Below are 19678 nucleotides of genomic sequence, written 5' to 3' on the forward strand. Positions count from 1 at the left end.
ATCAAGTCTCCATTCTTTTGTACTGATTCTGTAACAATATATGTGAGTTGCTTCTTATTAAATGTGTTTTTCAGATTTACAACAACTAACATTATACGACATGATTTTGAAAAAGACAATTGTTATTATTATGCGGGATTTCAAAATAATCCCAGAGACTATGGGTAAAATAGATAAAGATTATGTTAAAGTCATGAAAACAGACAACATCTGTTTGACAAACCGAAGTCCGGACGGTACAATGATTTAAGAATTTAAGTGTAAGGAGTAAGGATATTTTGAACTGGTTAGACAAACTGGAAAGAAAAATCGGACGTTTCGCCATTCCCAACCTGACGCTGTACCTTCTGGGAGGGTATATTATCGGTTTCGGAATTCTGTATTTCATGCCAGGGCTTCTTGCGTGGCTGACTCTGGAACCGGCCTATATTTTACGGGGACAGGTCTGGCGGATTATCTCCTGGGTGCTGATTCCCCCGACAAACAAGATAATTTCCCTGTTTTTCCTGCTGCTTCTGTATTATTCCCTCGGAACGGCGTTGGAGAGAACCTGGGGAACATTCCGCTATAATGTGTACATTATTTCCGGAATTTTGTTTACTTTGATTGCGTCTTTTGCCCTTTACGGCATATATTTCCTGATCTACGGGGTGGAAGTATCGCTTTCCTCCGTAGGACTGATCAGCACGAACTATATTACCATGTCCATCTTCCTGGCTTTCGCCGCGATCTATCCGGATATGGAAGTGCTGATTATGTTCATTCTTCCCGTAAAGATGAAATGGATGGCTTTGGTTTACGCTGCCATGGCGCTGTTCTATTTTATTACGGGAGGAGTTGCCACGAAGGTGGCCATCGGGGCGTCCCTGTTAAACTTTGTGATCTTTTTCCTGTCCAACCGGAACATGCACCGCTTTAACCCGCGGGAGCAGGCGCGCAGGGCAAAGTTTAAAAAACAGGCGAAAGGCCCCAGGATGACTTATACAAACGGCGCACATCACCGCTGCGCAGTGTGCGGGCGCACGGAACTGGACGACCCCAATCTGGAGTTCCGGTTCTGTTCCAAGTGCAACGGCAATTATGAGTACTGTCAGGATCACCTGTTTACCCACGAGCATGTGAAGTGATGCGGGAAATATCCGCGAAACAGGGGGCATTTCTGTAAGAAATATATTATTGAGAAGGAGAGATTGTATGAAAAAGACAAAAGTGGTCTGCACAATGGGACCGAACACGAACGACAGAGAGCTGATGAGAAAACTGATCCAGAACGGGATGGATGTTGCCCGTTTCAATTTTTCACATGGAGACCACGAGGAGCAGAAGTACAGGATGGATATGCTCAAACAGCTCCGGGAGGAAGAACATTCCAATACAGCGATTCTTCTGGATACGAAAGGACCTGAGATCCGTACAGGACTTCTCAAAGACGGGAAAAAGGTAATGCTTGAGGCAGGAAAGACATTCGTCCTCACTACGGATGAGATCGTGGGAGATGAGACAAAGGTATCCATTTCCTACAGCGGGCTTGTAGATGATGTGGATCAGGGAAAGACGATCCTTATCGATGACGGGCTGATCGGCCTGCGCGTCATTGCAGCGAAAGGAAAAGATATTGTCTGTGAGGTCGTAAACGGCGGCGAGCTGGGAGAACGCAAGGGTGTGAATGTGCCGGACGTTGCGGTTCGCCTTCCTGCAATCACGGAGAAGGACAAGGATGATATCAGATTCGGTGTGGAGCAGGACATCGACTTTATCGCCGCTTCCTTTGTGCGCAATGCAGAGTGTGTGCTTGAGATCAAGGCTTACTTAAAAGAACTGAACGCTCCCTATATTCCGATTATTGCGAAGATTGAGAATGCAGAGGGAATCCGCAACATCGACGAGATTATCCGCGCGGCGGACGGCATCATGGTAGCCCGCGGTGACCTGGGCGTAGAGATCCCGGCAGAGGAAGTTCCCTATCTGCAGAAAATGATGATCCAGAAGTGCAACAACAACTTCAAGACCGTCATCACAGCCACACAGATGCTGGATTCCATGATCCGCAATCCCCGTCCGACGAGAGCGGAAGTGACTGACGTGGCAAATGCGGTTTACGACGGAACGGATGCAGTGATGCTTTCCGGGGAGACGGCACAGGGAAAATATCCGGTGGAGGCGCTCCAGATGATGGTTCATATCATCGAGAACACAGAGCAGCATCTGGATTATGACAGTATGCTGGACAAATCGGGAGAGCACCTGAAGAGCGGACTTTCCAGCGCAATCGGATATTCCTCTGTACTGGCGGCTGCGAACCTGAATGCAAAATGTATCATTACGCCTTCCGTTACCGGGGCGACAACAAGAGTGGTTTCCAACTTAAGACCGAGACAGGATATTCTCGGCGTGACTCCCAATGAGCGAACACTGAGAAGAATGTCGATTTACTGGGGTGTGAGACCTCTCAAGACGATTCAGTCCAAGACGACAGATGACATCTGCAATAATGCCATTGAACTGGCGACCGTAAAACAGTATATCGAGCCGGGTGATGTGGTTGTGCTTACAGCCGGTATCCCGTCCCAGAATATCAGCCAGGAGCATACGACGACAAGCAACATGATGAGAATTGCCACAGTAGAGTAAACAGCAGATTCGGGCGGTTCCGGCAGGGGCGCATTCCCTGGCGGGGCCGCTTTTGAGATAGAAACGATCAGAGAACAGGAGGAAAAACAGAAGATGGAGAAAAAGACATTTGTGACGAAGGAGCAGATCGAGGAGATCGTTAAGACATACCCAACCCCCTTTCATCTGTATGATGAGAAAGGAATCCGGGAAAACGTCAAAGCGCTGAAGGAGGCATTTGCGTGGAATCCGGGATACCGGGAGTATTTTGCGGTAAAGGCTACGCCGAATCCGTTTATCATTGACATTCTCAAAGAGTACGGCTGCGGCTGCGACTGCTCGTCCTACACGGAGCTGATGCTTTCAGACGCACTGGATATCCGGGGAGAGAAGATTATGTTTTCCTCCAACGACACACCGGAGCAGGACTTTGTCCTGGCAGATAAACTGGGGGCAATCATCAACCTGGATGACATTACCCATATTGATTTCCTTGAGAAGGCAATCGGACATATTCCGGAGACCATCAGCTGCCGTTACAATCCGGGCGGAATGTTCAAGATTACCACAGATATTATGGATAACCCGGGAGACGCGAAATACGGCATGACTACAGAGCAGATCCTTGAGGCGTATAAGATTCTCAAATCAAAGGGAGCCAGGGAGTTCGGGCTTCATGCCTTCCTTGCAAGCAATACAGTGACCAACGAGTATTACCCGCTGCTGGCGAAAGTTCTCTTTGAGCAGGCAGTCCGTCTCTCCAAAGAGGCTGGCGTACACATCAAGTTTATCAACCTTTCCGGCGGAATCGGAATTCCATACCGCCCGGATCAGGAGCCCAACGATATCCGCGTGATCGGTGAGGGCGTGAGAAAGGTATATGAGGAGATCCTTGTGCCGGCAGGTATGGGAGATGTGGAGATCTATACAGAGCTGGGACGTTTCGTGACAGGACCTTACGGATGCCTGGTGACAAAGGCGATCCACGAGAAACATACCCACAAAGAGTATATCGGCGTTGACGCCTGCGCGGTCAACCTGATGCGCCCGGCAATGTACGGGGCGTACCACCATATTACCGTGGCGGGCAAGGAGAATGCTCCCTGCGACCACAAGTATGATGTGACAGGTTCTCTCTGTGAGAATAACGACAAGTTCGCCATTGACAGAATGCTGCCGAAGATCGATATTGGAGATTATCTTATCATTCACGATACCGGAGCGCATGGTTTTGCCATGGGATACAACTACAACGGCAAGCTCAAATCCGCGGAGCTTCTTCTCAAAGAGGACGGCAGCGTGCAGATGATCCGCCGCGCCGAGACTCCGGCAGACTACTTTGCGACGTTTGACTGTTTTGATATCGGGAAAAAGCTGATAAAGAAATAAATTTGTTGAAAAACACGACAAAATATGATATCATAAATATCGGTTTTGAAAAAAGCCGCTGTGGCGGAATTGGCAGACGCACTTGACTCAAAATCTACTTCGTAGAATGTTGAGTGCCTTGGCAAAACCCTTGATAAATCGGCGTTTTCACAACTTCATAATTTCATTTGATTTTAATATCCCTCCCGCACATCCCTCCAAAATCTGAGATGTGCGGGACACAAGGGAAATTAAAATATAAATGCCGGTGTGTCGGAATTGGCAGACGACCGCGACTCAAAATCGTGTGGAGAAATCCGTGTGGGTTCGAGTCCCACCACCGGCACCAGAATTTTCAGCCCTGAGCTTTACGGTTCAGGGCTTTTTTACTGCCCGATGGTCTGTACCTTAGTGTTCTCAGGGTAAAAGGCAAGGATCGCATTTGCTGACGAGACCTTGCTGCTGTAGTCCAGGTGGGTGTAGATGTTGGAAGTCGTTCCAATATCACTGTGTCCCAGCCATTCCTGGATTTCTTTCAGACTGACGCCGTTTGCGTAAAGCAGGCTGGCACAGCTGTGACGAAGGTCATGGAAACGAATCTTTTTCAGACCATTGTTTTTTAGCACGATTTCAAAATGCTGGGTGATGAAGTTCGGCTTCACAAGCTCGCCTATCGCGTTGACATAGATGTAATCCAGATACTTCTGGCAATAGGCGTTTCCGCATACCTTCTGATTGACCAGCTGTTCCTGTTTGAGACGGTGCAGCAATTCTTCAAAGGGCGGGACCAGCGGCAGCGTGCGATAGCTGGATTTCGTCTTGGTCCGGTCTTTCTGGATTGTGACTTCCTTGCCGTCCACCGTGACCTGTGTAACCGTGTGCTTGATTGTGAACGTCTTTTTCTCAAAGTCAATGGCGTCCCATTTCAGCCCGACAACTTCGCTGCGGCGCAGGCCGTAAAATGCGGCCAGAATAACAGCCAGTTCAATCGGATCGCCGCGTACCACATTGAAAAGAGTTTCAAGTTCTTCCTGATTGTAGATGGTAGCGACGTATTTGACCTTTCTGGGCCGTTCCACGCGATCGGCAGGATTGGACTTAATCAGACCAATCTGAAACGCATATTGCAGGCATTTGCGAATGTTCGCGTGGCGGTGAATAACCGTGTTTGCGGACAGTCCTGCGTTTAGTTCATTCTGATAATATTCCTGGATGTACTTCGGATGCTTTTCCAGGTCCTGAAGTGTGAGCTTTTTGTCTTGGAAATATGGGATGATGCTTCTCCTGATGGACATACAGTAGGACGCATACGTTGTAACCTCCAGACTGTTCTTCATCATCTCCAGCCATTCCTCAAGGAAATCTGTAAATAGAACCGGCGCTTCATCCGCGCAGGGATTAACCTGCGCCATGATATTTTCCTTGATCCATTCCAGATCGACCGCATATTGAAAGGCCGTAACGATGACCTCATGGTACATCAGCAGCTCATTTGCAGTCGCTTCGTTCTGCTGGCGCTCATGACGGTAGAAATTTTCTAAATCTCTTGCTGTCATTTTTAAGAGGGCTATCGGATGCTCCTGAAAATAAGGCACGATGTAATTTTTGATGTCGTAGGCATATTCAGCATAGGTGTTGGTGCCAAGCGTCACAGCCTTGTCTTTGAGCCATTTGGAGAGGAAGTCCGTGAAAAGCATATCCGCATTTTCCATAAGGTTGTCCGGGTTAAATTCCTTGCGTGTTTTGAGCAGCATTGCCTCCGCCCGCTTCTTATTGCCTTTGACAGGCAGCCCGGTGCTGATGGATTTGCCTTTGCGTTTTCCATCCTTGCCTTTCCAGCTCAAGATCATTTGATAGTAACCATTTTCTTCTCTCAGGTGTCCTGCTACCATTGTTTTCCTCCTTCCAAGCAGTAGCTGTATTCACCCGCTGTTGACATTTATATCGTAGCAGTTGCGGAAGAATGCGGCAAGGATACGGATTAACTTCGTCCTTGCGGTAGGCCACATAGGTCTCGCGGGTTTTCGCATAGTTAACGATGTGGGTGCGCAGCACGGCGATCTCGGCCATGCGCTTCTCGGCAGCCTTGATCTGGCTGGATAGTGCATTGTAGCGGGCCGTTGCCTCTGTCGTTTTTGTTTCCAGGTCGGCATAATCCAGCAGCCCGTATTCGGACAGGTAGTTGAGGGTCTGGGCCATCTGTTTGAGGTTGAACACCTTGGCCCAGCGGCATATCCGGCACCTTTCCCGGCCTGGAGTTTTGCCTGGATGTCCACCAGCAGATTGACCTTGGGCGGGGCGGCCTGCACAGCGGTTTTCTTGCGGGGCGTATGCTCTTTCTGGCCGGAGAGGACCGCCAGCAGATTGTACAAAGTGTAGCCGTCTCCCAACCGGTCGAAGCGGACGTTGTTGCCCCAGCTCTCTGCGCCGATGGAGATGGTTTTCATCCTTGCCGCGCACCCGGCCGGTGCGGGCCACATAGGTCTGCTTGTCCAACAGGAACTGGGCGTCGGCCACGCGGCTGTCGCATTGGTAGCTGGTGATGAGCCTGCCGTGGTCAGTCTTGTCTGGATTTTTTACATAGTCGATGATGTCGCTGATGGCCTTGTCGACCGTGCGGCCCTTGCCAGCGTGCAGTGGGATGATGCGGGTGGTGGCCATGTGGATTTCCCCTCCTTTTTAACAGACACCGTCTGTTGAATTGATTTGATTACCAAAAGGCGATCCCCAATAGTAGCTTAATTTGCCACCACGCAGAATGGGTTTGATAATGCGTGAAAAATCCCGTATAATAAGAACATATAAATCCACATCGAAAGGGGGCTGTTGCTCCTATGACAGAAGCCGAACTTCTGAAACTGATTCAAGGCGGCGAGAACATCCAGGTGGAGTTTAAGAAATCCACCCATGAGATCACGAAGGACGTGTACGACACCGTTTGTGCCTTTTCCAACCGGGACGGCGGAACCATCCTTTTGGGCGTCAAAGACAACGGGGAAATTTTTGGGGTAGCCCCGGATGCGGTGGACCGCATGAAGAAGGATTTTGTGACCTCCATCAACAACGGGCAGAAAATCAACCCGCCTCTTTACTTGCAGCCGGAAGTCTGCATCGTGGAGGGACGTACCCTGCTGGTCATTCGGGTGCCGTCCGGCAGCCAGGTTTGCCGCCACCACGGCCGCATTTTTGACCGCAACCACGAAGCGGATATTGATATAACCGACAATTCCGACCTGGTGTATCAGCTGTACGCCCGGAAAAGCGGCAGCTACTTTGTCAACAAGGCGACCCGCTTTCAGATGGAGGACCTGCGTCCCGACCTGATCGAGCGCGCCAGAGCCATGACGGCCAGCCGCACGGCCAATCATCCGTGGAAATCCCTATCGGATGAAGAACTGCTGCGCAGCGCCGGACTGATTTTGAAAGACCCCGAACGGCAGCTCGAAGGCATTACATTGGCAGCCATTCTTTTATTTGGCAAGGACTCCACAATCCTGTCCGTGCTGCCGCAGCACAAGACAGACGCTATCTTCCGGGTAGAAAACGTGGACCGCTACGATGACCGGGACGTTATCATCACCAATTTGCTGGAAACCTACGACCGGCTGATCGCTTTCGGACAGAAGCATCTCAGCGACCCCTTTGTGCAGGAGGGCGTCCAGAGCGTCAGCGCAAGGGACCGCATCCTGCGCGAGATCTGTTCCAACAGTCTGGCGCACCGGGATTACTCCAGCGGCTATGTAGCAAAATTTGTGATCGAGCGCGACCGGCTCTATACTGAAAACGCCAACCGTTCCCACGGGCATGGTGCCCTGCATCTATCCTCCTTTGAGCCGTATGCCAAGAACCCGCCCATCTCCAAAGTGTTCCGGGAGATCGGACTGGCGGACGAGCTGGGGTCCGGGATGAGGAATACTTACAAATACACAAAGCTCTACTCCGGCGGGACCCCGGAGTTTATCGAGGGTGATGTGTTCCGCACCGTGGTTCCGCTGGCCCCGGTTGCGGTGGGAAAGGTTGGGCCGCAGGACACCACCCAAGTTACCACCCAAGTTACCACCCAAGTTACCACCCAAGTCGCAATTTTGGCATTTTGCAAAGAACCTCGATCCAAGTTGGAAATCATGGAGCATTGTGGATATAAAAATGCAAAGAATTTTACGCAGCTTCACCTTCGCCCTTTGATTGAAAGTGGGCAGCTTCAAATGACGATCCCGGATAAGCCGCGAAGCCGCAATCAGAAATATGTGACTGCGCAAGAAGCCCCGCAGAATGATGCAAGCCCCTCATAGGAGAATAGCTTTATTTTCCTGCATGGCTAATGAAGCGAATGACAACGAAAACTACGAGTGAGTTCATTCCTTCGGGGGGGGGGATTCTCTATGTATTTTTTGCGGAGCTCCTCGATATCTGGTTTCATGGTAAACGTCCTCCTTTAAAAGGATTATATCATAACAGTACTATGCAGAGGAACGCGCTTGTGGTTGTAATAAAGCTCAAGGAACTCCATTTTATGGTTACAGTTCGGACAATACAGAGGATCATAACCGAAGGAGAGGAGGATAGATGTCCTCCATTGAGTAAAACTCCGGTATAGCATGTGCTTTTCTTTCGAAATGACACAGTGCAGTTTTGAATCAATCTTACGGTGCCTTGCATACAGTCCACCATAGCGGATCATTTTAAAATGTTTTTCCGGGATATGACGGATAAGACGTTTGATGAAATCTATGACAGGCAAAGTCTCTTCCACATATTGTTCATCCTCGTGCCGGTTATAGTGAAAAGTAACGGTATCGCCATCATACCGGTCAATCCTGTCTTTCAGTTCGTTGAGAAGAGCCGTGCGGAAAGCATTGCGCAGATAGTTGTAGTTAAAGTGTTTTACATGGTGCCAGAATCCATCATCACTGTAGCCGCCTTCGGAAAGGAGGCAGTGAATGTGGGGATTCCATTTGAGATCGCGGCCAAAAGTATGAAGGACCATGATATAGCCGGGAGTAAAATTTTTGGCATGGTTCGGATTGAAAAACATCCGTGATATTACACTGGAGACGGAATGGAAGAGGCAGTCCAGGAGGGAACGGTCCTGAAGAAAAAAGTCGCGGAGATTTTCATCAATGGTAAAAAAGCAATGGTGGTGCTGGACACTGACAAGTTTGAAAGACATACTGGTGGTACGTTCCATGGCATATTTATTTCCGCAGGTAGGACAAAAGCGGCTGTGACAGCGAAATGGAACAAACTTGAAGTTACCGCAGTGGGGGCAGGAGTACATGGCGCCGCCAAATGAGGGATCGCCGCAGTTGATCATCTTATCGATATTTTCCATCTCAGTTTTTCTGGGATGAAGAGTATATTTAATTTCTTCATAATGGTCTGCAAAGATTCTTTGTAAGATATTCATAGGTCTATTATGCAAGAAAAGATAACAAAAGAAAACCCCTAACCCCTCATGAGTGAGGGGCAGGGGAGTTGAATAGGCGAAGCCTATTTTTTACGGTTTTATAGTTCGTGCTCCTTATTGAACGAAAGAAAAGAGCAGGGCGAGTGCAACGATTCCTGCCATTAGCAGCAACCAAAAAGCGCTGATTGCCGTGGATGCGATATTAATAATGCTGCGGCTTTCCCTGTTCCGCACACAAACTACCGAAAGAATCAGGCCCAGCAGGACATAAACGATATTGGCTCCGGCCCAAACAGTTCGGATTCCGTCCGACAGCGAAAGGTGCAAAAGCGACGGGATAAGGGCCGCCAGCGGCAGGACGCTCACAATGAGCGCAGCTATACTTATTGATTGAAGTTTTTTCTTTTCCATAGTATTTACCTCATTTCTTTTTTCCCAAATCGGGTGACAGCCAGTGCAAAAAGCAGACCGAATACAATGATCGCACATGGCAGGAACGGAAACATCGAAAAAGCGGCGTCGGAGGTTTCTGCTGTAAAGTCGTGGAGCGAGCAGGAAACGAGATAACCGCTGTAACAGTATGGATAGACAATCCACAGCGGCGTATTCGCGACCAATATACCGGGAATCACAAGCAGCAAATTCAACCCAACAGAAAGAAGCGGCTTTTCAAACAGAACCGTGATCGCCCACATAGCCGCAATACACGGCAGCATTGTCAGAAACAGCCCCAGGCACCATTTCAGCAGATACAGGATCGGCAAAGTTTCTGTTACTCCCATCGTCTGTGTCGCAATCATACCGGCGATTACGAATACCACGAGAAACACCACCATTTCCATGAACAGGAAAAACGCCAGCACACAGAATTTGGCAATGGACAGTGCATATCGACTGACCGGCAGGGCCAGCATTTTCAGAATGCCGTTATTTCCGGTTTCCCGGCCTGCGATCATCACACAGACAACAATCATACTGAACGGCAACAGGTAATACGCATAAACCAGCGCACTCTGAATGAACATGGCAGGCCATGCGTTTGTATATTCCGGGGTAAAATAGCGGCTCAGACTTGCAACCCCGGAGGCAACCACCAACAGTGGTGCGATAAAGATCAGTGGTACGATCTTTGAGCGTTTTACCTTCATAAACTCAATTCCGAGCAATTCCCCAAAATTCATTTCTTCAATCCCTCCTTACTCATAGCGTTTGCTTTTTGCCAGCCACAGTGCAATAGCAAGGAATAAAATGGTCTCTGCCAGAGATACCACGGTCACAGTCATATCGGGCCGGGCACTCATGGCAACTGCCGGTTTCAGCATAAGCACAAAGGGGTGAATCATCAGGACGGCAGGAGTTGAATTGGCCAGCGCCATACCACTTAAAAATCCCGCGACCCCTACGCCGAGTGGTATCCACATATTTTCAAAGCGCGAAGAAATCAGGAGCATAAATGACAACACCGGCATGGATGTGAGGAAGGAATATCCGGCAAAGCGCACCAGTGTTTCCATCTCAAATGCTCCCTCCGGCAAGTCCGTCACGCCGATCTGCACAAGTGCCAGATTTTGCAGTACGATTGCAGCCAGGAACATGACTGTCAGAATCAGGAATTTGCACAGGTACATAGCCGGAACGCTCATGGGGAGCATATACATCTTCTTGATGGCGCTTCCCTTAAACTCCATGTTGTAGATCATGCAGGTGGCGACCACGATACCGAACAGGTTCAGAATCATAATCACACCGTAAAGCTGGGTCAGAAGAACATCCATCGGGGCCAGCGGCAAATTAAGAAGCGTGTCTTTCCGCACGAGGAAATTAGCAAATGCGTATGCAGCCCCTAACACTCCAACAGCCAGCAGCACAGGAATGACGCCGGTCCGCTTTTCTTTCCGAAGTTCGATTGACAGTATATTCATAGCTGTGCCCTCTGCTTTCTGGCCGCGTTATCTTTCTCTACCATCGAGAGGAACATATCCTCCAGATTGTCGGCCGCGAAACCGGTCCGCAAAGCGCTTTGGCGAAGCTCATCCAGACTCCCTTCAAAAAGAAGGCGCCCATGATTGAGAATGCCAATGTCATCCGCTATCAGCTCAATCTCGGACAGCATGTGGGACGAGATCAGGATGGTGCAGTCGTACAGATCCGGCAGAGACTTCACCAGATTGCGGATTTCATGGATGCCGGAAGGGTCAAGCCCGTTTGTGGGCTCATCCAGAATCAGGATAGGGGGCCTGCCCAGCAGCGCACCGGCGAGACCGAGACGCTGTTTCATCCCCAGCGAATATTTTTTTGCCAGCCGGTCACCAAATTCCGTCAGGCCGACAAGATCCAGTGCGTCCTCCACAGCACTTTTCGGCAGACCCAAAATCCTGCGGATAATATCGAGATTCTCCCGGCCGGTCAGGTTTGCATAAAACGAAGGGGACTCAATAAACGAGCCGACCTCCTTTAAAATTGCAATACGGTCATCCGGGAACTGCTTGCCATCAATGGTAAACCTGCCTTTTGTGGGGGCAGTCAGGCCCAGCAGCATTTTCATAGTGGTGGACTTACCTGCTCCATTCGGGCCGAGAAAGCCATAAATACTGCCTTTGCGGATATGAAGCGAAACATGGTTGACAGAAGTGAAGTTCTTATATTTCTTCGTCAACTGTTCCGTAGTAATAATGTAATCCATAAAAACATCTCCTTTCACTGACTCCATCATAAAACACCAACCTGACTTCTACATTCTCGCGTCCTTACTTTTACCTTACTTTTTCGGGATACCCACCGCAGAAGGGGCTCTCTGTGCTATAATCATTTCAGGAGGTGACGCTATGGATAACTCTTTTCTGCATCGAAAAAAACTCCTGCTTGTAGATGACGAGCCGGATTTGCTGAAAATGGTATCAGATATTTTGAAAGATGCCGGTTTTGAAGCTGTTCTTACGGCCGCATCCGTGAAAGAAACTGTCATGGTGGCAAAACGGGAAAAACCTGATTTGATGATATTGGATGTCATGCTGCCGGATGGAGACGGGTTTTCCCTGATGGAGCAGCTCCGCATATTTACCGATGTGCCGGTAATCTTTTTGACAGCAAAAGACGAAGCCGCAGACAGGCTGGCAGGTCTTGGCCTTGGTGCGGATGATTACATTGCAAAGCCCTTTATGCCACAGGAACTGTTGCTGCGTGTTTATGCAGTCTTGCGCCGCACTTATAAAGAGGACAGCCCGTTGGTTGTCCTGGATGGATGTACTATTGATTTTAGCCGGGCGGAGGTCAACAAAGGCGGCGAGGTTATCTCTCTGACCGCAAAAGAGTATACTCTGCTTGAAACACTGGCACGAAATGAAGGCAGGATCGTCACGGTTGACGCTCTTTGTGAAGCATTATGGGGTGACAATCCTTTCGGCTATGAAAACAGTCTGAATGCTCATGTGCGGCGTGTTCGGGAAAAAATTGAAACCGATCCGTCAAAGCCCGTTTCTTTGATTACGATCAAGGGGCTGGGCTATAAACTGATTACAAGGAAGTGACGCCATGAAATCTTTTGGAACCTATATTTCAAAGCATTTGGCGTCTTTCGCTGTGTTTCTCCTGATAGTGGTGATTGTCAATATCATTCTGTTTGGTTTGACCTTTTATCACACAGTTTCAGAAGATTATGGTGAATCGTCCCCACGTGCTATGCTTGAGATGATCTCCGATGGTGCAACTGCAGAGGGCCTGACGGATGATGCGGTCCGGAAACTGCGCCAGTACAATATCTGGGCCATGTATCTGACGCCAAATGGAAAATGTTTTTGGACGCTCGATGTGCCAGAAGAAGTACCGCAAAATTATAATGTTCAGGATGTAGCGTCATTTTCAAAAGGCTATCTGGAAGATTATCCTGTTTTTGTCTGGAATACGGATGAGGGATTGTTAGTTTTAGGGTATCCAAAGAATAGCTACATGAAGCTCACCAGCAACTACTATTCCGTTAAAGCAATTCAAAAAATCCCTCTCTATGTTACGGGGATGTTAGGCATGGATGTGTTATGCCTCTTTTTGGCCTATTACTTTTCAAAACGCAGGATCATCCAGAATACAGAGCCGATTGTAGAAGCCATTGAAACATTGGCAGATGGTAAACCCGCTTCGCTCCATATTGACGGAGAGCTATCCGAAATTGCAGGCAGTGTAAATAAAGCATCTCAAATAATAAGCAGGCAGAACGAAGCACGAGCCAACTGGATCAGCGGCGTCTCCCACGATATCCGTACACCGCTTTCTATGATTATGGGATATGCCGGTCGGATTGCTGCAGATGAAGCAGCCAGTGATGCGGTCAGGGAACAGGCTGAAATCGTGCGAAGGCAAAGCGTCAAAATTAAAGAACTCGTTCAGGATTTGAATCTGGTGTCCCAACTGGAATATGAAATGCAGCCGCTTCACAAGGAGCAGATACGCCTGTCCAAACTCATTCGTTCCTGTGCAGCCGAATTGCTCAACTCAGGGATTTCTGATGACTATACGATTGAAATTGATATTGCACCAGAAGCAGAAAATGCCATGTTGGAATGCGATGCACGCCTGATTTCGCGGGCTATCAATAACCTCGTACAGAACAGTATCAAACATAATCCACAAGGCTGCAGGATCCGGCTTTCCCTTAAAAATACCGGAAAGACGCTTATTTTAACTGTTGCTGATAATGGGGTGGGGCTTACCCCTGAAAAGTTACAGGAATTAGAGGAAAAGCCGCACTATATGGAAAGCACCGATGAACGACTTGATCTGAGGCATGGACTGGGGCTTCTGCTTGTGCGCCAGATTGTCGAAGCACATGGAGGTTCTGTCAGGATAGACAGTATTTCAAATCAGGGATATCAGGCGAACCTGTCCTTTCAGACAAGTTCGACAGATACCGTATCATCCGCTTGGCTGCCCCGCACGCCGACATAGGTGCTTGCGCCATTCACTACTACCGAACTGGAGTATGCGCTCCAAATCTCCTATTATAATCGATACCAGTATGAAAGGAAAGTTAATCTGCATATCAGTCCTTTTTCAGAAAAATGGAAAATGTGCTTCCGCCTCTGCCGGATGAAACCTTGATATATCCATGCTGTTTGCTGATGATATTGCGGGTCAGATAAAGTCCGAGCCCAACTCCGTCAACGCCGGCGGAGTATCTTCCCCTGTAAAACCGTCCGAAGATCTTTGCCTGCTCCGCCTCGGGAATTCCCACACCATTGTCAGTAATATCAAGCCGCAGATAGGAGGGATATTCGCTGATCTGCAGACGGATCATGCCGCCGTCCGGCGTGTATTTTACCGCATTGTCGAGGACATTGACCACCGCCTCTGCGGTCCAGTTGAAATCGAGCTGGGCCTCAAAGATCCGGTCGCAGTCAAAGGTAATGGTGATGTTTTTATCCCGGGCTTTTGAATACACGGACCTGACCGCCTGCAGGACAATATCGTTCAAGCGGTTTCTTTCCGGCTTCAGGCGGATAATGCCGCTCTCCAGGCGGGACATTTTGATCAGGCTGTTGGTCAGGAAGGTCAGTTTTTCAAGAGATGCCTGTAAGGTGGCGGTATATTCGGTGCGTTCTTCCGGCGAGATACCTTCCTCACAGAGCAGCTGTGCGAAGGTATTCGCGGCAGCCACGGGAGTTTTGATCTGATGGGAAATGTCGGAAATCATAGTCTTGATCTGTTCCTTTTCCCGGGAGAGCATCCGGTTCTGCGCCAGCAGAATGGTGCGAAGTTTCAAAAGCTGGTGCTGCAGGCGGGAGGTCAGAGTGTCCTCTGTTTCCGGAAAAATGTGCAGCTCCTCCTCCCCGGAGAGGGATTCGATCAGCAGGGTGAGCTGTTCCAGAAGGTCATCCATATAGCGCCGGTGCAGGTAGTCCAGCAGAAAAAGAGAACCGCACAGAAGCGCCAGGCAGATCAGGATCAGGATGCCACGGAAGCTGGCATCCTTCGCACTGTCCGGCGGGAAAAGGACAACGGCAGCAGCGGCAAGGGTCAGCAGGAGCCCCGTTATTAAGATTATTTTGCGGTAAAAAATAAATTGTTTCATATCTGTTCTCCCAATCTGTTTTTGCAGAATCTATTTCCCCAAATCGCTTTTCCTCAAATCGGTCCTCTGAAAAATGCGGCTCTACTCTCCGAATGTATAGCCCATGCCAAATACAGTGATGATATATTCCTGCCGGTCATCGTTTAATTTCTGGCGCAGGCGCTTGATGTTTACGCGAACGGTGTTGTCGTCCACAAAATTTCCGTCCTTGTCCCACAGGTTTTCCAGAATCATGCCGCGGGTCACAACCCTGCCCCGGTTCTCCACCAGGCAGTTCAGCAGCCTGTATTCGGTAGAAGTAAGATGGACTTCCTTCCCTTTCATCAGGACGAGGCATTTATCGGGATCCACCTCCAGGTCCTTATACCGGATCCGTGTGCTGTCGCTGCCGCTGATTGTCCGTTTCAGGACGGCCTGCACCTTTTTACGCAGAACTTCAAGAGGAAAGGGCTTGGAAATATAATCGTCGCATCCTGCCGAATAACCGTCCAGCATCTCTTCCTCGGTGTCACTGGCGGTTAAAAACAGGACAGGGGTATCGGAATCCTCCCGGATTTTCCGGCAGAAATCCAAGCCGCTTCCGTCGGGCAGGTTGATGTCGAGAAGAAACAGGTCGTATTTCTGGTTTTCATATCTCTGATTTTCATATTTCTGCAGTGCCTCCAGAAATCCACAGGCTGTGGTGACGGTATGCGCATCTTTTTCAAGGGCAATGGAAATTCCCCTGCTCAAAATCCGGTCATCTTCCAGTAAAAAAATATTTGCCATAATATAGAGTAACTCTCCTTTCATCCGCTCCGCCATAAGATTCAATTTTCAAAACTGTGCAGCCGCTCGATGACGGTTTCCCCGGACGCCGCCCGGTAGACGAGCGACGGGACGCTCAGGCATATCACGAAGATTGCCGCGATGAGGCATACGACAAGGGAAACCGGGTATTCAAACCGGGCATAGTCTGCAATATGCGGCACTGCATCAGCCACAAGGAGGAGAAATGCATTTCCGAAAGTCAGGATCAGCAGAGTGGAGATGAGGGCATAGATTCCGCCTTCCCAGGTCACGATCTTCCGGATCTGCTTCTTTGTCGTGCCGATGCTTTCCATGACCGCAAATTCATATTTCCTTGCAATAACCCCGGTGAGCATCACATTGAAGAAATTGGCCAGACCGAGGACGATGAGGAGGAGAGCAGCGCCGTTACCCAGAAGATTCAGGGAGTAGAACATCTGGTCAAATTCCTCCAGTATGGAGACAGGGCTGATATACTCCCAGTCCGATGTGGTTAATGTGCGGTTAATATCCTTAAGCTTTCCGTCAATTTCCTCTAACTGACTATAATCTTCAACATCAATACCGATGTTATAGGTGATGGCTGTCCGGGTCAGTCTTTCCATGCCCGCCTCGCTGACACAGAGTACCTGGGGCACAATCTCAATATTCATTCTTCTCCCCACGTCCGCCCTCGGATCGTAATCATCAAATGTAAATGCGCCTCCGATAAGAAAATCGGCTGTCCTGCCGTCTGCGCTGTCGGCTGTCAGGGTCAGTGTTTTGCCGACCAGTGCGGCATTCGGGGCATTGTGTTCCGTGTCTTTCCCCGCAATCGCCAGGTCGCCGCGCAGGAAAGCTTCCATATCAATGGGCTGGCTGTGAGTATTATTATATTTCTCGATGACACTTTCGTCCAGCGTTGTTACATAGCAGCCGTAATTCCCGGTTTCCGCATAGGATTTCAGCTGGTTTACCATCGTTTCATAGGATTCGCCATGTGACAGATAGGAACTGTCCTCATATGCAATATGCATAAAGTCATTTAATACATCTTCGTCAAACGCAATCTCTGACCAGACGGCCTTCTGTAACGTGATTTCTTTGATCCCGTCAATCTGTGAGATCTGTTCTACAAACTGTTCGTCGAACTGCGGGATTTCCTTTGTGTCCTGCTCATATTGTGTGAACTGTGTATCAATATACTGAAAATCATAGTCCGTGTATGTGCGGACATAATTTTCTCCTTTTATGCTTCCGACCACTCCGTTTACACCCAGAATCACGGTTATCCCCATAAACAGGGAGAGGAATACAAGAACTGCCCGTTTCCTGTCGCGGAAAACATTGTGGAATGCCATTACATACAGCTTTCCTCCGTTGGTGGAATTTCGGCTCTTCCTTTTCAGGGAGGCGAAATTGTGATATCTCAGGGCTTCTACCGGTGAAACCTTCGCCGCCTTTTTTGCTGGAGCATTGCATGCGATCCAGACCGTTACGGCGGAAAAGACAACGGAGAGGATATAGATGGACGGGTGGAAAAACACTTCGGCGTCCATGACGGATTTTCCGCTTTCGAATCCCTGCTGCAGAAACAGTGGGACAATTCCGAAGGATACAGCCGTTGCCAGTGCAATGCCGGCCGGAATTCCGATACATGCGAAGCGGAGAGCCTGCCTTTTGACAAGAGATCTGATCTGTCTCTGGGTTGTGCCAATGGTTTTCATAAGGCCGTAAAAACGGGTGTCCTTTGAAATCGAGATATACAGTACATTATAAATCAGCAGATAACCGCTGCCGATAATGAACAGTACCAGGAAAATGACAGTGGCGATTACAGAACCATTGGAGGAACTCATGGAAACCGTCCCCTGGAAAGACTGGCCTTCATTCAGCGGCACATCTTCCTGGATCCGCCAGAAATCATCCGGCATTTTGTTTAAGGAAAGGGAGAGAACACCGTCTTCCTGCATGGTATATCCGGCATTCCGGCAATAGTCCTCAGAGACAAAGCCCATTCCCGAGCCGGTATAGGAATGAAACCATCCGCTTAATGCAAAAGTTCTTTCCTGACTGCCGTTCTTATCGTAATAGGAGAGAGGAATTTCCATATTGATCGCCGGATCGCTGATGCCGAGCTGTTCCAGAGCGTCTTCGGACAGCATGATCTCATTTTCGGAGGCGGGGAAGGAGCCGTTAACATTGCTGACTGCTCTTAGAAAATGGTCTTCCCACTCCGTTGTATCATAATACATAAGTGCAATGGCAAGCTTACGCCCCTCGTCATTCTCTTCTGCGACCGAGCCCACCATATACTGTGTGCCGATGGTTTTCACATAGTCCAGAGAGCGAATCTGCTTTTCCTGTTCAGACGTCGGCAGTGCCAGGGAAATATCGGCGCCTGTGCCTGCGGTCCGCACTTGCATAAGCTCCATGTTTTCCATATAATTAATGCCAAGGCTGAATACCGTGGTAATCATGAATGTGGTGAGAATGATTGCGAATACCGCGAAAATATTGCGGGTGCGGTTTGCCTTCATCATTCCTTTTTCCACACGGTGCATTGCTTTTCTGTTGCGGTTAGCGTGCAAAATGCTCACCTCCCGAAACGACTTTTCCGTCTTCAATACGGATGATACGGTCCGCCATCTGTGCGATCTCCTCATTGTGGGTAATCATAACAGTAGTCTGGTGAAACTGCCTGCTGACAGACTGCATCAGCAGAATTACATCCATGCCTGTTTTTGAATCCAGGTTTCCCGTGGGCTCGTCGGCAAGGATAATGGCGGGCTTTGTGGCGAGAGCGCGGGCGATTGCGACTCTCTGCTGCTGACCGCCGGAGAGTGTGTCGGGCATGTTCCTGAGTTTCTTTTCCAGTCCGAGGATGTGGATGATCTTCCGGACAAACTCCGTATCCGCCCGTCCGCCGTCGATTTCGATCGGATAGACAATATTTTCATAAACATTGAGGACGGGAAGCAGATTGTAATTCTGGAAGACAAAGCCGATATTCCTGCGGCGGAAAACAGTTAATTCCTCGTCTTTTATTTTCAGAAGTTCTTTCCCGCGGATGATCACACTTCCTGAAGTGGGGCGGTCAAGACCGCCGATCATATTGAGGAGTGTGGATTTGCCGCTTCCGGATGTGCCGACAACAGCGACAAACTCTCCCTCATCTACCGAGACTGATACGCCATCCAGAGCGCGGACTTCATTCTCGCCGCTTCCGTAGATTTTTCGCAAATCTTTTGCTTCAAGTATTGCCATAGCCAAAACCTCCATATTTGTTTTATGACTTTCAGTATAGCGGCAGCGTCTTACAATCTTCTTACAGTTTACCCGAAAACCGGGGAAATAGCGAGGAAAACAAGATTGTATACAAGTATGCAATAAATTTTTATTTCTACTTGCATCTGTTTTCAGATAATGTTAAGCTAAGAATGTATCAGTATAAATAATTAATA

16 protein-coding genes, 1 tRNA gene and 1 pseudogene are annotated in these 19678 nt (G+C 49.0%); 7 read left to right on the plus strand and 11 right to left on the minus strand.

Annotated elements, in window-relative coordinates:
* The first annotated feature begins 278 nt into the window (after positions 1-278).
* The 4 genes from B5F07_RS01105 (at position 279) to B5F07_RS01120 (ending at position 4327) form a co-directional block, all read left to right on the plus strand.
* Complete coding sequence (locus B5F07_RS01105) at positions 279-1127, plus strand: hypothetical protein (protein ID WP_087159430.1); 849 nt, start codon at positions 279-281, stop codon at positions 1125-1127.
* 67 nt (positions 1128-1194) lie between these two features.
* A complete protein-coding gene (pyk, locus tag B5F07_RS01110) occupies positions 1195-2631 on the plus strand; it encodes a pyruvate kinase (protein WP_087159431.1) in 1437 nt (478 codons plus the stop codon).
* 93 nt (positions 2632-2724) lie between these two features.
* Positions 2725-3999 carry a diaminopimelate decarboxylase gene (locus B5F07_RS01115; protein ID WP_087159432.1) on the plus strand — a complete coding sequence of 425 codons (1275 nt, stop codon included), beginning with the start codon at positions 2725-2727 and terminating at the stop codon, positions 3997-3999.
* 243 nt (positions 4000-4242) lie between these two features.
* Positions 4243-4327 (plus strand) — tRNA-Leu (locus tag B5F07_RS01120).
* Between the two features lie 37 nt (positions 4328-4364).
* Here the strand turns inward: B5F07_RS01120 and B5F07_RS01125 are convergent.
* Together B5F07_RS01125 and B5F07_RS23645 are read right to left on the minus strand one after the other, a co-directional pair.
* Positions 4365-5870 (minus strand): tyrosine-type recombinase/integrase, encoded by a 1506-nt coding sequence (locus B5F07_RS01125; RefSeq protein WP_087159433.1) that lies wholly within the window; start codon positions 5868-5870, stop codon positions 4365-4367.
* A 100-nt stretch (positions 5871-5970) separates the two neighbouring features.
* Positions 5971-6380 (minus strand): annotated as a pseudogene (locus B5F07_RS23645) (relaxase/mobilization nuclease domain-containing protein); the annotation flags it as partial.
* A 432-nt stretch (positions 6381-6812) separates the two neighbouring features.
* On the opposite strand from B5F07_RS23645, the gene B5F07_RS01135 reads away from it, so the two are divergent.
* Entirely contained in the window at positions 6813-8270 is a 1458-nt protein-coding gene (locus tag B5F07_RS01135) for an RNA-binding domain-containing protein (protein WP_087159434.1), read from the plus strand.
* Positions 8271-8422: 152 nt separating this feature from the next.
* Here B5F07_RS01135 and B5F07_RS23490 read toward each other — a convergent pair whose 3' ends face one another.
* From B5F07_RS23490 to B5F07_RS01160, 5 genes are all read right to left on the minus strand, one after another.
* Positions 8423-9385, minus strand: a complete 963-nt coding sequence (locus B5F07_RS23490) for an IS91 family transposase (protein WP_087159435.1) — start codon at positions 9383-9385, stop codon at positions 8423-8425.
* A 114-nt stretch (positions 9386-9499) separates the two neighbouring features.
* Positions 9500-9796: a hypothetical protein gene (locus tag B5F07_RS01145; protein WP_087159436.1), complete on the minus strand. Its 297-nt coding sequence runs from the start codon at positions 9794-9796 to the stop codon at positions 9500-9502.
* A gap of 5 nt (positions 9797-9801) precedes the next feature.
* Positions 9802-10566 carry an ABC transporter permease gene (locus B5F07_RS01150; RefSeq protein ID WP_087159437.1) on the minus strand — a complete coding sequence of 255 codons (765 nt, stop codon included), beginning with the start codon at positions 10564-10566 and terminating at the stop codon, positions 9802-9804.
* Between the two features lie 15 nt (positions 10567-10581).
* A complete protein-coding gene (locus B5F07_RS01155; RefSeq protein WP_087159438.1) occupies positions 10582-11307 on the minus strand; it encodes an ABC transporter permease in 726 nt (241 codons plus the stop codon).
* Entirely contained in the window at positions 11304-12068 is a 765-nt protein-coding gene (locus tag B5F07_RS01160) for an ABC transporter ATP-binding protein (RefSeq protein ID WP_087159439.1), read from the minus strand. The genes B5F07_RS01155 and B5F07_RS01160 overlap by 4 nt, the downstream gene beginning before the upstream one ends.
* A 142-nt stretch (positions 12069-12210) precedes the next feature.
* Between B5F07_RS01160 and B5F07_RS01165 the strand changes: the two genes are divergently transcribed.
* Positions 12211-12912, plus strand: a complete 702-nt coding sequence (locus B5F07_RS01165; protein WP_087159440.1) for a response regulator transcription factor — start codon at positions 12211-12213, stop codon at positions 12910-12912.
* 4 nt (positions 12913-12916) lie between these two features.
* A complete protein-coding gene (locus B5F07_RS01170) occupies positions 12917-14323 on the plus strand; it encodes a sensor histidine kinase (RefSeq protein WP_087159441.1) in 1407 nt (468 codons plus the stop codon).
* 94 nt (positions 14324-14417) lie between these two features.
* Here the strand turns inward: B5F07_RS01170 and B5F07_RS01175 are convergent, their stop codons facing one another.
* From B5F07_RS01175 to B5F07_RS01190, 4 genes are all read right to left on the minus strand, one after another.
* Positions 14418-15446: a sensor histidine kinase gene (locus B5F07_RS01175; protein ID WP_087159442.1), complete on the minus strand. Its 1029-nt coding sequence runs from the start codon at positions 15444-15446 to the stop codon at positions 14418-14420.
* A gap of 81 nt (positions 15447-15527) precedes the next feature.
* Positions 15528-16214: a response regulator transcription factor gene (locus tag B5F07_RS01180; protein ID WP_087159537.1), complete on the minus strand. Its 687-nt coding sequence runs from the start codon at positions 16212-16214 to the stop codon at positions 15528-15530.
* A 41-nt stretch (positions 16215-16255) separates the two neighbouring features.
* Positions 16256-18805, minus strand: a complete 2550-nt coding sequence (locus B5F07_RS01185; protein WP_087159443.1) for an ABC transporter permease — start codon at positions 18803-18805, stop codon at positions 16256-16258.
* Complete coding sequence (locus B5F07_RS01190) at positions 18795-19481, minus strand: ABC transporter ATP-binding protein (protein WP_087159444.1); 687 nt, start codon at positions 19479-19481, stop codon at positions 18795-18797. The genes B5F07_RS01185 and B5F07_RS01190 overlap by 11 nt, the downstream gene beginning before the upstream one ends.
* Between the last annotated feature and the right edge of the window lie 197 nt (positions 19482-19678).

This window comes from Lachnoclostridium sp. An169 (genome assembly GCF_002160525.1).
Taxonomy (GTDB): domain Bacteria; phylum Bacillota; class Clostridia; order Lachnospirales; family Lachnospiraceae; genus Mediterraneibacter; species Mediterraneibacter cottocaccae.

Excerpts from the sequence above, each read along its gene's own strand:
- B5F07_RS01135 (WP_087159434.1), top strand. The coding sequence starts at position 6,813 with ATGACAGAAGCCGAACTTCTGAAACTGATTCAAGGCGGCGAGAACATC.
- B5F07_RS01155 (WP_087159438.1), bottom strand. The coding sequence starts at position 11,307 with ATGAATATACTGTCAATCGAACTTCGGAAAGAAAAGCGGACCGGCGTC.
- B5F07_RS23490 (WP_087159435.1), bottom strand. The coding sequence starts at position 9,385 with ATGAATATCTTACAAAGAATCTTTGCAGACCATTATGAAGAAATTAAA.
- B5F07_RS01160 (WP_087159439.1), bottom strand. The coding sequence starts at position 12,068 with ATGGATTACATTATTACTACGGAACAGTTGACGAAGAAATATAAGAAC.
- B5F07_RS01150 (WP_087159437.1), bottom strand. The coding sequence starts at position 10,566 with ATGAATTTTGGGGAATTGCTCGGAATTGAGTTTATGAAGGTAAAACGC.
- B5F07_RS01165 (WP_087159440.1), top strand. The coding sequence starts at position 12,211 with ATGGATAACTCTTTTCTGCATCGAAAAAAACTCCTGCTTGTAGATGAC.
- B5F07_RS01175 (WP_087159442.1), bottom strand. The coding sequence starts at position 15,446 with ATGAAACAATTTATTTTTTACCGCAAAATAATCTTAATAACGGGGCTC.
- B5F07_RS01170 (WP_087159441.1), top strand. The coding sequence starts at position 12,917 with ATGAAATCTTTTGGAACCTATATTTCAAAGCATTTGGCGTCTTTCGCT.
- B5F07_RS01145 (WP_087159436.1), bottom strand. The coding sequence starts at position 9,796 with ATGGAAAAGAAAAAACTTCAATCAATAAGTATAGCTGCGCTCATTGTG.
- B5F07_RS01190 (WP_087159444.1), bottom strand. The coding sequence starts at position 19,481 with ATGGCAATACTTGAAGCAAAAGATTTGCGAAAAATCTACGGAAGCGGC.
- B5F07_RS01115 (WP_087159432.1), top strand. The coding sequence starts at position 2,725 with ATGGAGAAAAAGACATTTGTGACGAAGGAGCAGATCGAGGAGATCGTT.
- B5F07_RS01125 (WP_087159433.1), bottom strand. The coding sequence starts at position 5,870 with ATGGTAGCAGGACACCTGAGAGAAGAAAATGGTTACTATCAAATGATC.
- pyk (WP_087159431.1), top strand. The coding sequence starts at position 1,195 with ATGAAAAAGACAAAAGTGGTCTGCACAATGGGACCGAACACGAACGAC.
- B5F07_RS01180 (WP_087159537.1), bottom strand. The coding sequence starts at position 16,214 with ATGGCAAATATTTTTTTACTGGAAGATGACCGGATTTTGAGCAGGGGA.